Here is a 14,441-nt window from a genome sequence, read left to right on the forward strand (position 1 = left end):
TACGAAAGCGCAATGCTCATAGCTCACTTAACTTATGCGTTAGTATAGGCATAAATGCTTAGGCAACTCATTAACAGGGCGTTGATGCTGGACGTATGGGGCTAAATGTTTAAAAAATCACCACATATCAACTTCGTCGATGCCTTAAGTCGTCATTTTACCTAAAGATTTCACGCCCAAACGCGATAACCAAAAGATGGAAGTCGGAAAAATATTGGGAAAGGTAAAATACATGTTTAAAAACTCCCTTATTGGCCTCTCACTCGCTTCGTTATTGACTATTTGTTCACACGCTCACAGCGCAACATACAAGATCAGAAACTTAGACGGTGGGAAAGAAGAGATCGCAGCGAAAATTCTTAAGCTTGCCTTGAGTAAGGTAGAGCCCTCGGTCGAATTAGTACAACACGATGAAGTGATGACCGAAGGTCGTCTTATGCAGGCGATTGAAGAAAATGAGATTGATATTCTCTGGGCAGGGGCGGCAAAAGATAAAGAGGAGAGGATGCTCACGGTGCGCATACCCATATTAAAGGGACTGTTGGGACATCGCATATTTATTATTCGTAAAGAAGACAAAGCGCGTTTCGAAAGTATCAAAACACGGGCGGATTTAGACAAGTTTTTTGCCGGACAAGGCACATTTTGGGGCGATACTAAAGTCTTGCAGCATGCCAAGCTACCCACCGTTACGACTATCAAATACGAAAACCATTTTCCTATGTTAGAAGGTGGGCGCTTCGACTATTTTCCGCGGGCTGTGCATGAGCCGTGGACCGAGGTAGAAACTCACGCAGATTTAAATTTGATGGTTGACCAAACCGTGATGCTCATTTACCCCTACGCCATGTGGTTTTTTGTGAATAAAGACAATCAGGCATTGCACGACAAAATCTATAAGGGCTTTGAAATGGCCATAGCAGACGGCAGCTATGATGAGCTTTTCTTCTCTATCCCCATGATAAAAGAGGCTCTGGAAAATGCTAATTTAGCCGACAGAGTGGTGTTTAAGTTAGAGAATCCTTATATGCATCCTGATACCCCAACCGACAGAAAAGAGTTTTGGTTAAATATTAATGATTTATGAAGGCACGCACCCGACATCTGCTTTAAAGATTGCGCTTAATTTGAAGTTAGAAAAAGCGCTTGTGCCTGCCAACTACCGAATGCAAACCGTGGAAGTAAACTAATGAAGTCAATTCAACACAAATCTATGCTGATCATGTCAGCGGCCTCACTCGCAATCATGCTGATTGTTTTCTCTATTGGCTATGCCCTCGCATCGAACTATTTTGCAAATCAGCTAGAAGAAAATATTCAAGACTCCAAAGACTCGCTGAGCATCGTGTTAATGGAGCCGATATTTTCTTACGACACAGGCCTCAGTGAGAATATTGTGCAGTCTTTTGTCAAATACCCACACATCAAGGAAATTAGAATCTTTGATCATCGCGGCAAACCTATTGGGCAAGCCGCTGATTCTGATACCAAGGGCAGTGAAGACTATGTTCGAACCGACGCGGTTGATATTTTTTATGAAGGTAGTAAAAAAATCGGCTATCTTGAAATTGAATATCGCATGGACAGTAATCACGGTTTACTGAACGCTGCGAAGCTATTGGTTGGGCTCACTATTCTTGCGCTATTGGTCACGCTGTCTATTGCTAATTGGTTTGTACTTAAGACTTATGTAGTTAAACCCATCAACCTTGTGACCACAGCAATGCTTGACATAACCAAAGGCGGCGGCGACTTATCTCGCACGCTCACAATTAAACGTGATGATGAGGTTGGGCGGCTTGCTGATGTATTTAATGGGTTTATTCAGAATCTGCATGGCTTGGTAAGCAATATCGTACAATCAGCCGACCAACTTACCGAATGTTCAGTTGAAATTAAGCGAAATGCAGAATCGAACAATTCAGTGACCCAGCACCAAATCGCAGAAATTGAAAAGGTAGCCATTGCGCTTTCCGAATTGCAAAACGCGGCGGAGGAAGTTGCAACCAACGCTGGCATTACATCTGAAAAAACTGAAAGCTGCAATAAATTGGCAATAGGCGGGAACGATATTGTTAAGCATACCGCTAGTGAAATTCACTCGCTAAGTGCGGTGATTGGACAAACTTCAGATAAACTAGGACACCTCAAAGAGAAGAGCGACCTCATTAGCACTGTTTTAGAAGTGATTAAGGGCATAGCTGAACAAACCAATCTGTTAGCACTGAACGCGGCGATTGAAGCAGCCCGTGCGGGGGAACAAGGTAGAGGCTTTGCCGTTGTTGCAGATGAAGTAAGAGCGCTAGCCCAGCGTACGCAGGATTCCACCTCTGAAATTGAGACCATCATTACCGACTTACAAGTATCTTCTGAAGACGCGAATCAGTTAATGAATGATACCCGTCAGAATGTGGACAAAACGATGGAGAATTCGACAAGAGCGATTGATGCGCTCCAAGAGATTATCGAGAACGTCAAAACCATCAACGATATGAATACCCAAGTCGCATCGGCGACTCAGCAAGAAAAATTAGTGACACAGTCGGTCAGTAAAAATATTGAAGGTTTTAGAGAGATAACCGCATCGGTTGTGGACAACGCGGCGAATGTAAAAGCGCTCAGTGATACGCTCGACTCGCTAAGTCATGGCATAAAAAATGACTTATCGATGTTCAAACTATAAATTCGAAACAAGTCTCTAATGAACCTCAGGTCATGATAAGAAACAGCGTCCAGCACTGATGGTAGCTATAACTGAGGGTAACCATATAAACAAAAAACCAGCACGAGTGCTGGTTTTTTTATTTGTTCGGTAGTTGTGGGCTAGCTTTATTTACGTAGTTTCTTAATCAAGCGTAACTGCGCAATTGCTTCGGCAAGCTCAATGGCTGCTTCCGCATAGTCAAACTCACCACCACCATTTGCAATCTGCTGTTCAGCATGCTTTTTAGCTTCTAGCGCTGCTGATTCATCCAAGTCTTCGGCGCGCACAGCCGTGTCTGCTAACACTGTGATGGTGCTAGGCTGAACTTCCAATACACCGCCAGCAACATAAATGAGTTCTTCTTCACCATGTTCTTTTACGACGCGCACCATGCCTGGCAGAATGCCTGTGATAAGCGGGGCGTGACCAGGATAAATACCTAATTCACCTTCGCTACCAGTAACCTGAATGCGCTCGACCAGGCCAGAGAAAATCGCTGCCTCAGCACTTACTACATCCAAGTGAACGGTCATTGCCATGTTGGGTCTCCTAGATTGTGGGCTCACGTTTGTATTAACTAACGTGAGCCACTATCAGTATTTACTTCTTCGCTTTATTCGCTTTCTCAGCAGCTTCTTCGATTGAACCTACCATGTAGAATGCCTGCTCTGGTAGATGATCAAACTCACCTTCAAGAATGCCCTTAAAGCCTGCAATTGTGTCTTTAAGCGACACATACTTACCAGGAGAACCTGTAAATACTTCTGCTACGAAGAATGGTTGCGATAAGAAGCGCTGAATTTTACGGGCGCGTGATACCGTCAACTTATCTTCTTCAGATAGCTCGTCCATACCCAAAATTGCGATGATGTCTTTTAGCTCTTTATAACGCTGCAAGGTAGTTTGTACGCCCTGTGCAGTATCGTAGTGCTCCTGACCAACTACTAGAGGGTCAAGCTGACGCGAGGTTGAATCCAAAGGGTCTACCGCAGGGTAAATACCTAAAGACGCAATATCACGAGACAATACAACGGTTGCATCTAAGTGAGCAAAGGTTGTTGCAGGCGATGGGTCGGTCAAGTCATCCGCCGGTACGTATACCGCTTGAATTGATGTGATTGAACCGGTTTTGGTTGAAGTGATACGCTCTTGAAGCACACCCATTTCTTCAGCAAGTGTTGGCTGATAACCTACCGCCGATGGCATACGACCAAGCAAAGCAGATACTTCGGTACCGGCCAGTGTATAACGGTAGATATTATCTACGAAGAAAAGTACGTCACGACCTTCATCACGGAACTTCTCAGCCATCGTCAAACCCGTTAAGGCAACACGCAAACGGTTTCCTGGTGGCTCGTTCATTTGGCCGTATACTAACGATACCTTATCAAGTACGTTAGACTCGTTCATTTCGTGATAGAAATCGTTACCTTCACGAGTACGCTCACCAACACCGGCGAACACTGAATAACCGCTGTGCTCAATGGCGATGTTACGGATTAGTTCCATCATGTTTACGGTTTTACCAACACCAGCACCACCAAACAAACCTACTTTACCACCCTTTGCAAAGGGGCAAACCAAATCGATTACTTTGATGCCTGTCTCGAGTAATTCAACTGAACTTGATTGTTCTTCGTAGCTTGGCGCTTCGCGGTGAATCGACATACGCTCTTCTTCACCAATAGGGCCCGCTTCGTCGATAGGATTACCCAGAACGTCCATGATACGACCTAGGGTCGCAGTACCAACAGGTACTTGAATCGCTTCGCCTGTGTTATCTACTAAAAGATTACGACGTAAACCGTCGGTTGTGCCCATCGCAATTGAACGAACGACACCGCCACCTAACTGTTGCTGTACTTCCAATACTAGCCCTGCTAAGTCACCTTCGGCCACTTTCAGTGCGTCGTATACACGTGGCACTGATGCTTGTGGAAATTCAATGTCCACAACCGCGCCTATGATTTGGACGACCTTACCTTGACTCATAATTTGTCCTCTTAAACTTAAAATTCTTTGCCTAAACCGCTGCTGCGCCGCTTACAATTTCACTAATTTCTTGTGTAATTGCTGCTTGGCGCGCCTTGTTGTATACCAATTGTAGATCGTCGATTAAGTTGCCGGCGTTGTCGGTAGCGGCTTTCATGGCTACCATTCTGGCTGCTTGCTCTGAGGCAACGTTCTCTACTACTGCTTGGTACACTTGGGATTCGATATATCGCACCATTAGTTGATCCATAATCGCTTGTGGCTCTGGCTCGTATATATAATCCCAGCTATGTCTTGCTTCTGGTTCCTCTGATTTAGGCAAAGGTAATAACTGATTGATGACCGGTGTTTGCGTCATTGTGTTAACAAAATTATTGTAAACAATATAAATTTTGTCCAAATCGCCTTTGTCGTATTCGTTCAGAAGTGTTCGTACTACGCCCACTACATCTTTAACGCTTGGCTTATCACCAAGGCCCGATGCTGAGGCCATCACTTTGCCGCCGAAGCGACCAAAAAAACTGACTGCTTTTGAGCCTAACGCCGCAAAGTGTAAACCTACATTTTGCTTCTGATATTCTCTAATACGCTCTGATACTGCTTTGAATTCGTTGGTATTCAAACCGCCGCAAAGGCCGCGATCTGTAGAAATCACAATAAACCCGACGTTCTTGACCTCTCGCTCTTCCAAATATGGATGACGATATTCAAGATTACCGTTTGCAATATGACCGATCACTTTAAGCATATTTTGTGCATATGGACGACCAGAAGCCATTCGCTCCTGTGCGCGCTTCATTTTTGAAGCGGCAACCATCTCCATTGCACTGGTAATTTTTTGAGTATTTTTAATACTCCCAATCTTACCTTTTATCTCTTTTCCGCTTGCCATGACTAAAATCTCCGATTAATTACAACGCACCCCGCAACAAAGGCGGGGTAGATTGATTACCAGGTTTGAGTGGCCTTGAAGTTATCAAAGGCTTCTTTTAACTGGCTTTCAATATCGTCGTTGTAGTTACCCGTTTCATTGATAGTGTTCATCAATTCGCTCTTCTCAGATGTCATGAAAGAGTGAAGGGCAGCTTCAAAATCCAATATTTTGTTCAGTTCAACGTCTTTTAAGTAACCCTTTTCTGCAGCAAACAACGACAGAGCCGTTTCAGCAACCGATAGCGGCGCATATTGGTTTTGCTTCATTAATTCGGTTACGCGTTGACCATGCTCTAGCTGAGCACGGGTAGCTTCATCAAGGTCAGATGCAAACTGCGAAAACGCAGCAAGTTCGCGATACTGAGCAAGTGCCAAACGAATACCACCACCAAGTTTCTTGATGATTTTCGTTTGAGCAGCACCACCAACACGTGATACCGAAATACCTGCGTTAACAGCAGGACGGATACCGGCGTTGAATAAATCAGTCTCTAGGAAGATTTGACCATCGGTAATTGAGATTACGTTGGTCGGTACGAATGCTGATACGTCACCGGCTTGGGTCTCAATAATCGGAAGGGCAGTTAGTGACCCTGTTTTCCCTTTCACTTCGCCGTTTGTGTATTTCTCAACATAGGTCGCATTTACGCGAGCAGCACGCTCTAGAAGACGTGAATGCAAATAGAATACATCACCTGGGTAGGCTTCACGGCCTGGCGGACGACGAAGAAGTAGAGAAACTTGTCGATAAGCAACCGCTTGCTTTGACAAATCATCGTATACAATCAAGGCATCTTCGCCGCGGTCACGAAAGTATTCGCCCATCGTACAGCCAGAATAGGGTGCTAGATACTGAAGTGCAGCAGATTCTGATGCAGAGGCTGCAACAATTATCGTATGCGCCATTGCACCGTGCTCTTCTAATTTACGCACTACGTTGGCGATGGTAGAAGCTTTTTGACCGATAGCGACATATACGCATTTAACACCGGTGCCTTTTTGATTGATGATAGCGTCGATTGCTAAGGCAGTTTTACCGGTTTGACGGTCACCGATGATGAGCTCACGCTGGCCACGACCAACAGGTATCATCGAGTCGACTGACTTATAGCCTGTCTGTACTGGCTGGTCTACCGATTGACGTTCGATAACACCCGGTGCGATTTTCTCAACCGGTTCAAATAGCTCGGCTTCAATTGCGCCTTTACCGTCGATTGCTTCCCCAAGGGTGTTAACAACGCGGCCAAGTAGCTGTGGTCCCACTGGTACTTCAAGGATACGACCAGACGATTTAACTTTATCGCCCTCTTGAAGGTCAGAGTATGGACCCATAACAACTGCACCAACCGAGTCTCGCTCAAGGTTAAGTGCAATCGCATAGCGACCACCAGGTAGCTCAATCATTTCACCTTGCATTACGTCTGCAAGGCCGTTGATACGGATAATACCGTCGGTAACACCTACGATAGTTCCTTCATTTCTTACTTCACTTACTACTTCGAACTGGTCAATACGTTTCTTAATCAGTTCTGCAATTTCTGTAGAATTAAGTTGCATACTTATATTCCCGTTATGCTTGTAACGCGTCGTTAAGACGGTTCAACTGTGAATGTACGGAGCCATCTATCACGGTATCGCCTGCTTTGATAATCATGCCGGCAATAAGGCTTGGATCCACGCTACAATTAAGCTTTATTTTGCGATCGAATCGCTTCTCTAGGGCTGCACTAAGCATCGCCATCTGAGCATCGCTGAGGGCACTTGCTGAGCTAACATCTACATTAATTTGCTTTTCACGCTCTACTTTTAGCGCATTAAACATAGTAGATATTTCAGGCAATATAAGAAGTCGATTGTTGACCGCTAGAATTTTGATGAAGTTCTGACCGTGAGCATCGAGTTGTTCACCGCATATTTTGATAAACATCTCAGCAGCAGAAGACGAAGACTGCGCACCTGATAAAAAATGATGCATAAAATCGTTCTTAGCTACTTCTGCGGCAAACACTAACATGGCTTGCCACTGCTCTATTTCAGACTTCTCAACTGCGAAATCAAAAGCGGCATGGGCGTAAGGGCGAGCAACTGTAGTCAATTCAGACATGGCTCACTCTCCTATAGCTCTGCGACAAGTTTTTCAACAATGTCACTTTGCGCTTGTGCGTCTATTTCTCTCGCTAATATCTGCTGTGCACCGGCGATAGCTAAGGTTGCTACCTGCTTGCGCAAGTCTTCTTTTAGGCGATTTCTTTCCGCTTCAATTTCAGCATGGCCTTGAGCAATGATTTTCTCTCGCTCTGAATGGCCTCTGGTTGTTTCTTCTTCAACGAGTTGATTGGCACGACGCTTGGCCTGCTCAATGATTTTATTCGCTTCGTCTTTCGCTTCACGAATTTTATCACCGGCGCTAGCCTGTGCTAGCTCAAGGTCCTTTTCAGCGCGTTCAGATGCCGCTAAACCGTCAGCTATTTTTTTCTGTCTTTCTTCAATCGCTGCAATGATTGGTGGCCACACAAACTTCATGCAGAACACTACAAACACTGTAAACGCTATCAGTTGACCTATTAGAGTGGCGTTGAAATTCACGTCCGCTCCTCCTATTGGTTATTCGTTAAACTGAAGAAGGGTGTTTTAGTAAACACCACCTAAACCAGGAGCAACCACGAATAGAATGTAAAGAGCAACACCAACACCAATCATTGATATAGCATCAATCAGACCAGCCAAAATAAACATTTTAACTTGAAGTTGTGGAGCAAGTTCAGGTTGACGAGCAGATGATTCTAGGAATTTTCCACCCATGATACCGAAACCGATTGCAGTACCAAGTGCACCCATTCCGATGATTATTGCGATTGCGATGTAGATCATTGTTATCTCCGATTAAAGTAAATAGTAAAAATTAAAAGTAAAACTGTGGTTTAGTGCTCTTCACACGCCAAGCTTAAATACACGATAGTTAACATCATGAAGATAAAGGCTTGAAGAGGTAGCACTAAGATGTGAAAAACGGCCCAAGCAAAGTGCAGAGGCAACTGCACGTAACCAAGGGTCGCTATCAAAATAAATATCAACTCACTTGCGTAAAGGTTACCGAATAAACGTAACGAAAGTGATAAGGGACGCGCAAGCAGGGTGACCGACTCAATCACGAAGTTGAACGGAATAAACGCCCAGTGATTCAAAGGCTGCATTGTCAGTTCTTTAGTAAAACCTTTCACGCCTTTAATCTTAAGTGAGTAGAAGATAATAAGAATAAACACACCAATAGATAAAGCAAAGGTGGTGTTGATGTCAGTGGTAGGCACAATTTTCATATAGACATCTTTCGGGTCCATACCAAAACCATACTGACCAATGAGACCTGCTATCCACGGGAACAAATCAACCGGAATTAGGTCGGTTAGGTTCATCAGAAGTACCCATACAAATATAGTAAGGGCTAGAGGCGCTATAAGTTTGCTGGTGCCATGAAAAGAGCTTTTAACGTTGTCGTCTACAAACTCGACGATCATTTCGATAAATGCTTGAGTCTTGCTCGGAACACCGGTGGTGGCCTTTTTACCGACTCGCCAAAATAGAAACAGAAATGCGATACCGATAGCTGCAGACCAGCCGATAGTATCAATGTGCCATACCCAAAAACCCGCGTCTTCACATGCTTTGTTAAATACTATGCCTTCTTCTGAAGAACACATGCGAGCATTGGTTAAATGGTGATTAATGTATTCTTGCGTTGTTGCGTAAGATGCCATTGTTTAACCCAAATTGTAAAAATAAAAAATCTGTTTTTATATCACTACTGTTCACACGTCGTTGCGTAAATACACCATGGCTGTCCATTGACTCACCATAACTATCGTGTAAGCACCCAGAAGAAAAACCGGGTGTGCGTTAAACTGAGAAAACGCGATAGCAAAAATAACAGTAGTCAGGGCAAGTTTTATTTTCATACCTTGACCCATACTTTGGGCGACCACATCGTTTTTGGTCGCACCTGCATATCGGAACACCCAATACGCAAAAAAACTGTGCGGCATTATAAAAGCAATAACACCTACAAGTACTGATAAAGTCTCGGCAGGAGAAAAGAGGCCTGTTACGCCCACTAACACTACGCCAACACATAACTGAAAGATCACGCCCCGCGCCGCTAATTTTCTACCTGGCGATGCTAAATCGACTTTCATGTACTCTGCTTCCTCAACAAAAGCTTAACAAAACAGCTTTGCGAGCCGAAATAAAAGCGCTCGAAGTATACTGTGAATGCAAAAAAATTCAACCATAATGCCAAACTATTGAAGTTATTTTGCCCATTCGCACGCTCAATAATACTAATGGTTAATATCAAAATTTTTCGATGATAATCACAGGTACAGCTGTTTTGAACACATCATTATACTTACGAGTAGTCATGATTAACTATTTTCTTGCTGAATGTGAGCTAAGATTCCGTCTAGCTGGTCTAAATCGTCAAAGGCAATGACCATTTTCCCTTTCCCCTGTTTGTTGTGATCTATCTTAACTTTTGCGCCAAGTCGTTCGGTCAAAGAAGTTTCTAAACGCTGTACGTCTGGGTCTGCTTTGTGCTCTTTTGAATGTGCTGGTGGCTGTTCAGGCGTTTCTTGCGCTTTTTTCACTAAGCGTTCGGTTTCTCGTACCGTCAAGCCTTTATCTGCTACTTGGCCCGCGAGCTCAGACTGCGCTTGACCTGAAAGAGCGAGAAGTGCACGGGCGTGTCCCATGTCGATATCACCATGCTCAAGTAGTGTTTTGACTGAATCTTCAAGCCCATTGAGACGTAAGAGGTTCGTGACGGTCGTTCTGGATTTACCTACGGCTTCTGCCACCTGCTGATGCGTTAGCTTAAACTCAACCATTAGGCGGTCGAGAGCTTGCGCCTCTTCCATTGCATTTAAATCTTCACGCTGAATGTTTTCAATAAGCGCGATGGCAACAGCAGCCTCGTCAGGAATGTCTTTTACTAAACAAGGTACAAGCTCTAATTTAGCTAATTGCGCAGCACGCCACCGTCGCTCACCTGCGATAATTTCATATTGATCTTTAGCGATTAAGCGTACAACCAAGGGCTGAATAATGCCCTGAACCCTTATTGAAGCGGCAAGTTCTTCAAGCGCCGCGTCTGCCATATCTTTTCTGGGTTGATATTTGCCGGGCTGCAAAAATTCAATGGGCAGCTTTTGCAGTTCACTTTGCGCCTCATCGGCGACTGCTTGTGCGGGGTTATTTTCGTTGTATTTGTCAGTGTAGCTTTTACTGGTGGCCAGCAGCGCATCCAATCCTCTGCCCAGTCCTTTACTTTTCGCCATATCTACCTCAAATTCTCTTCGTTAGGATGCCGCTTGGGCTTGTTTGTGACGACGCAGTATTTCGCCAGCAAGGGCTAGATAAGCCTTTGCACCTGTGGATGATTTATCATAATAAATGGCCGGTGCTCCAAAACTAGGCGCCTCAGCCAATCTAACATTGCGCGGAATAACAGTACGATATACCTGTTCTCCAAAATGACGTTTCAATTGCTCACTGACGTCGTTAGCTAAGCGATTTCGAGGATCGTACATGGTTCGTAATACGCCTTCAATTTTTAAGTCTGGATTGACCACCGATGCCAGTTTCTGAATGGTGTCCATAAGCGCGGTCAATCCCTCAAGCGCATAATATTCGCACTGCATCGGCACTAATACCGAATCGGATGCGGCAAGGGCATTCACGGTTAATTGATTGAGAGATGGGGGACAATCGATAAAAATAAAATCATATTTATCTTTGATACCGGCAAGGGCATTTCTGAGCCGCACCTCTCTGGCGAACACTTCCATTAATTTAATTTCAGCTGCGGTAACGTCTGAATTTCCAGCAATTAAGTGAAATTTTCCAGTTGTCTCGGTGATGATAACTTCTTCAGGCGGTTTTTCTTCGATAAGAAGTTCATAACAGGTATTTTCAACTTCATACTTGTCGACGCCGCTACCCATCGTTGCGTTTCCTTGAGGGTCTAGGTCGATTAAAAGCACTTTACGTTTAGTCGCCGCCATCGACGCAGCAACATTCACTGCTGTCGTTGTTTTACCGACGCCGCCTTTTTGATTTGCAATGGAAATGACTCTCGCCAAAATCTGTCCCGTTATTGTTTGTGAATACTTACTATGTGTCTTTCGCCTGTCAATTCGGGCACTGATATTTTAACTGTGTTGACAATTTTAAAATCAGCCGGTACTTGAGCTAACTCATCTTGATGCAGTTGTCCCTTTAAGGCAAGAAATTCTCCATTATTGTCGACTAAATGCGCACACCAGTTCAGCATATCTGATAGCGAGGCAAAAGCACGACTTAATACCAAATCGAACGCCGGTTCGCTCGTTACATTTTCAACTCTTTCTTGTATCGCACACACGTTGCTAATATCAAGTTCGTAACACGCTTGTTTGATAAATCGGATGCGTTTACCTAATGAGTCAATTAGGGTGAATGATTTTTCAGGAAACAAAATGGCCAAAGGTACGCCGGGCAATCCGGGCCCCGTGCCCACATCAGCGATGTTGTTACCGTGAATATACGGTGCAACAACCAGTGAATCCATGATGTGCTTCACTAACATTTGTTCAGGCTCACGCACCGAACTTAAATTGTAGGCCTTATTCCACTTATCCATTAGCATGACAAAGCCGACTAATTTGTCTATTTGTGCTTGATTTGCACTCAAGGATGTCTGCTCGATGAGTTTGGTCAACTTGCTTGTTAAGTGCTCAGTCATCAGGCACTTTTTCGCTCATGTTTAAACAGCATGTCGTGTTTTTTAAGATAGACTAATAATAGCGATATCGCTGCCGGTGTAATGCCAGAAATCCGCGACGCTTTTCCGAGCGTTTCAGGACGAGCATCGCTCAGCTTCGCAACCACCTCGTTCGATAAACCCGAAATTTTCGAATAATCGAAGTCAATGGGAATTAGGGCGTTTTCATGGCGTTGAGACTTAGCTATATCTTCTAACTGGCGTGCAATATAACCTGCGTATTTAATCTGAATCTCAACCTGCTCTGCTGCTTTTAGATCATCAAGACCAGGACCAAGTTGTGCAACCTTCATTAGCGTTTCGTAATTAAGCTCTGGTCTACGAATAAGCTCTTCTAGAGAATGCTCTTTACTGATAGGCGTTTTTAACAAGTGATTGATATCATCAGCAGCAACATGTCCAGGGTGTATCCACGTACTAGCCAGTCTTTGTTTTTCACGTTCGACTTGTTCAATCTTTGCTTCAAATGCAGCCCAACGTTCATCGTCGACTAAACCTATGCTTCGGCCAATTTCTGTGAGGCGCAAATCGGCATTATCTTCGCGCAATAGAAGACGATACTCAGCACGGCTGGTAAACATGCGATAGGGCTCTTTCGTCCCCATTGTTGCTAAATCGTCGATTAACACACCCATGTAGGCTTGGTCGCGGCCTAATGAGAGCGCATCTTTTTGCTGCACTTGCAGCGCGGCATTTGCGCCCGCAATTAGGCCCTGTGCACCGGCCTCTTCATAACCTGTTGTGCCATTGATTTGTCCGGCAAAAAATAAGCCTTTTACAAACTTAGTTTCTAGCGTCTGTTTTAAGTCTCGCGGGTCAAAAAAGTCATATTCAATGGCGTAACCTGGACGAATAATATGTGCATTCTCAAAACCTTTAATCGAGCGTACTAAGGCCATTTGTACGTCAAAAGGTAAGCTGGTTGATATACCATTCGGATAGACTTCAACGCTATTTAGACCCTCGGGCTCAACAAAAATCTGGTGTGAATTTTTGTCAGCAAAGCGGGTGATCTTATCCTCGATTGATGGACAATAGCGCGGTCCTACGCCTTCTATTACGCCGGTATACATTGGTGAGCGGTCAAGACCTGAGCGAATAATGTCGTGTGTTTGTTCGTTGGTATGGGTAATGTAACAAGGGATTTGCTCTGGATGTTGCTCCACATTCCCCATAAACGAAAACACCGGTAGCGGAGTATCGCCAGCTTGCTTTTGCATAACAGAAAAATCGAGTGTACGCGCATCGAGCCTTGCTGGTGTGCCGGTTTTTAATCTATCCACTCTAAAAGGCATTGCACGAAGTTTATCTGCCAAAGCTATGGAAGGCGGGTCGCCAGCTCGTCCGCCTTTATAATTTTCAAGCCCTATGTGTATCGTTCCGCCAAGGAAAGTGCCAACGGTTAATACCACGGTTTTGGCGCGAAATTTTAAGCCCATTTGTGTTACTACACCCGTGACGCGTTCATTTTCAATTATTAGATCGTCGCACGATTGTTGAAATAGCGTAAGATTTTCTTGGTTTTCAAGCATATTACGCACGGCAGTGCGGTATAGCGTTCGGTCGGCCTGTGCACGCGTTGCTCTTACCGCCGGGCCTTTTGACGAGTTTAGCGTGCGAAATTGTATGCCGGCTAAATCGATAGCTTTGGCCATTACGCCACCCAGCGCGTCAATTTCTTTAACTAAATGACCTTTCCCAATGCCACCTATGGCGGGATTACAAGACATCTGTCCGAGTGTTTCAATGCTGTGAGTGAGTAATAGGGTGGAAGCACCCATGCGAGCAGACGCCATGGCCGCCTCAGTGCCAGCGTGACCTCCACCGATAACTATGACATCAAAATCTTGCTGATAGAACATGTACTCACCAAATAATTATATTGCTATTTCACAGCGTTGCCGCAAAAAAAGGGCGCATATTGTATATTAAGCACAATAAATTGAAAATGCTTATTTATTGGCCAGTAGGCGATTTACTAAGGCCTGCATGTTGTGA

The 14,441-nt window shown here is 44.5% G+C and carries 15 protein-coding genes; 2 read left to right on the top strand and 13 right to left on the bottom strand.

The window, feature by feature from the left end; translation table 11 throughout:
- Positions 1-232: 232 nt before the first annotated feature.
- Entirely contained in the window at positions 233-1,087 is an 855-nt protein-coding gene (locus tag ACFO4O_RS01155) for a substrate-binding periplasmic protein (RefSeq protein WP_382405414.1), read from the top strand.
- Positions 1,088-1,189: 102 nt separating this feature from the next.
- Entirely contained in the window at positions 1,190-2,683 is a 1,494-nt protein-coding gene (locus ACFO4O_RS01160; RefSeq protein ID WP_382405415.1) for a methyl-accepting chemotaxis protein, read from the top strand.
- Positions 2,684-2,829: 146 nt separating this feature from the next.
- On the opposite strand, the gene ACFO4O_RS01165 is transcribed toward ACFO4O_RS01160, so the two are convergent.
- The 13 genes from ACFO4O_RS01165 to mnmG all read right to left on the bottom strand — a co-directional run bounded on the left by ACFO4O_RS01165 (position 2,830) and on the right by mnmG (position 14,305).
- Positions 2,830-3,243: a F0F1 ATP synthase subunit epsilon gene (locus ACFO4O_RS01165; protein WP_382405416.1), complete on the bottom strand. Its 414-nt coding sequence runs from the start codon at positions 3,241-3,243 to the stop codon at positions 2,830-2,832.
- 61 nt (positions 3,244-3,304) lie between these two features.
- Positions 3,305-4,696 (bottom strand): F0F1 ATP synthase subunit beta, encoded by a 1,392-nt coding sequence (gene atpD / locus ACFO4O_RS01170; RefSeq protein WP_382405417.1) that lies wholly within the window; start codon positions 4,694-4,696, stop codon positions 3,305-3,307.
- 31 nt (positions 4,697-4,727) lie between these two features.
- Positions 4,728-5,588 (bottom strand): F0F1 ATP synthase subunit gamma, encoded by an 861-nt coding sequence (atpG, locus tag ACFO4O_RS01175; protein WP_382405418.1) that lies wholly within the window; start codon positions 5,586-5,588, stop codon positions 4,728-4,730.
- Positions 5,589-5,644: 56 nt separating this feature from the next.
- Entirely contained in the window at positions 5,645-7,186 is a 1,542-nt protein-coding gene (gene atpA, locus ACFO4O_RS01180; RefSeq protein WP_382405420.1) for a F0F1 ATP synthase subunit alpha, read from the bottom strand.
- Between the two features lie 13 nt (positions 7,187-7,199).
- A complete protein-coding gene (gene atpH, locus ACFO4O_RS01185; RefSeq protein WP_382405421.1) occupies positions 7,200-7,733 on the bottom strand; it encodes a F0F1 ATP synthase subunit delta in 534 nt (177 codons plus the stop codon).
- Between the two features lie 11 nt (positions 7,734-7,744).
- Positions 7,745-8,215 (bottom strand): F0F1 ATP synthase subunit B, encoded by a 471-nt coding sequence (atpF, locus tag ACFO4O_RS01190; protein ID WP_382405422.1) that lies wholly within the window; start codon positions 8,213-8,215, stop codon positions 7,745-7,747.
- Positions 8,216-8,260: 45 nt separating this feature from the next.
- Entirely contained in the window at positions 8,261-8,500 is a 240-nt protein-coding gene (gene atpE, locus ACFO4O_RS01195) for a F0F1 ATP synthase subunit C (RefSeq protein WP_382405423.1), read from the bottom strand.
- A 50-nt stretch (positions 8,501-8,550) separates the two neighbouring features.
- Positions 8,551-9,384, bottom strand: coding sequence for a F0F1 ATP synthase subunit A (gene atpB / locus ACFO4O_RS01200; protein ID WP_382405425.1), 834 nt, complete (start codon positions 9,382-9,384; stop codon positions 8,551-8,553).
- A 51-nt stretch (positions 9,385-9,435) separates the two neighbouring features.
- Positions 9,436-9,819 carry an ATP synthase subunit I gene (locus ACFO4O_RS01205; protein ID WP_382405426.1) on the bottom strand — a complete coding sequence of 128 codons (384 nt, stop codon included), beginning with the start codon at positions 9,817-9,819 and terminating at the stop codon, positions 9,436-9,438.
- Between the two features lie 228 nt (positions 9,820-10,047).
- The gene (locus tag ACFO4O_RS01210) at positions 10,048-10,959 is read right to left on the bottom strand and encodes a ParB/RepB/Spo0J family partition protein (RefSeq protein ID WP_382405427.1); all 912 of its coding nucleotides are present in this window, start codon (positions 10,957-10,959) and stop codon (positions 10,048-10,050) included.
- A gap of 21 nt (positions 10,960-10,980) precedes the next feature.
- A complete protein-coding gene (locus tag ACFO4O_RS01215) occupies positions 10,981-11,763 on the bottom strand; it encodes a ParA family protein (RefSeq protein WP_382405428.1) in 783 nt (260 codons plus the stop codon).
- A gap of 11 nt (positions 11,764-11,774) precedes the next feature.
- The gene (gene rsmG / locus ACFO4O_RS01220; protein WP_382405429.1) at positions 11,775-12,404 is read right to left on the bottom strand and encodes a 16S rRNA (guanine(527)-N(7))-methyltransferase RsmG; all 630 of its coding nucleotides are present in this window, start codon (positions 12,402-12,404) and stop codon (positions 11,775-11,777) included.
- Positions 12,404-14,305: a tRNA uridine-5-carboxymethylaminomethyl(34) synthesis enzyme MnmG gene (gene mnmG, locus ACFO4O_RS01225; protein WP_382405430.1), complete on the bottom strand. Its 1,902-nt coding sequence runs from the start codon at positions 14,303-14,305 to the stop codon at positions 12,404-12,406. The genes rsmG and mnmG overlap by 1 nt, the downstream gene beginning before the upstream one ends.
- Positions 14,306-14,441 lie beyond the last annotated feature (136 nt).

The sequence above is a fragment of the Glaciecola siphonariae genome, assembly GCF_042652645.1.
Lineage (GTDB): Bacteria > Pseudomonadota > Gammaproteobacteria > Enterobacterales > Alteromonadaceae > Glaciecola > Glaciecola siphonariae.

Bases quoted from the DNA above. Each gene is read 5' to 3' on its own strand.
- atpG (WP_382405418.1), bottom strand. From the start codon at position 5,588: ATGGCAAGCGGAAAAGAGATAAAAGGTAAGATTGGGAGTATTAAAAAT.
- ACFO4O_RS01165 (WP_382405416.1), bottom strand. From the start codon at position 3,243: ATGGCAATGACCGTTCACTTGGATGTAGTAAGTGCTGAGGCAGCGATT.
- ACFO4O_RS01205 (WP_382405426.1), bottom strand. From the start codon at position 9,819: ATGAAAGTCGATTTAGCATCGCCAGGTAGAAAATTAGCGGCGCGGGGC.
- atpA (WP_382405420.1), bottom strand. From the start codon at position 7,186: ATGCAACTTAATTCTACAGAAATTGCAGAACTGATTAAGAAACGTATT.
- ACFO4O_RS01210 (WP_382405427.1), bottom strand. From the start codon at position 10,959: ATGGCGAAAAGTAAAGGACTGGGCAGAGGATTGGATGCGCTGCTGGCC.
- atpH (WP_382405421.1), bottom strand. From the start codon at position 7,733: ATGTCTGAATTGACTACAGTTGCTCGCCCTTACGCCCATGCCGCTTTT.
- atpB (WP_382405425.1), bottom strand. From the start codon at position 9,384: ATGGCATCTTACGCAACAACGCAAGAATACATTAATCACCATTTAACC.
- ACFO4O_RS01155 (WP_382405414.1), top strand. From the start codon at position 233: ATGTTTAAAAACTCCCTTATTGGCCTCTCACTCGCTTCGTTATTGACT.
- rsmG (WP_382405429.1), bottom strand. From the start codon at position 12,404: ATGACTGAGCACTTAACAAGCAAGTTGACCAAACTCATCGAGCAGACA.
- atpE (WP_382405423.1), bottom strand. From the start codon at position 8,500: ATGATCTACATCGCAATCGCAATAATCATCGGAATGGGTGCACTTGGT.
- mnmG (WP_382405430.1), bottom strand. From the start codon at position 14,305: ATGTTCTATCAGCAAGATTTTGATGTCATAGTTATCGGTGGAGGTCAC.
- atpD (WP_382405417.1), bottom strand. From the start codon at position 4,696: ATGAGTCAAGGTAAGGTCGTCCAAATCATAGGCGCGGTTGTGGACATT.
- ACFO4O_RS01160 (WP_382405415.1), top strand. From the start codon at position 1,190: ATGAAGTCAATTCAACACAAATCTATGCTGATCATGTCAGCGGCCTCA.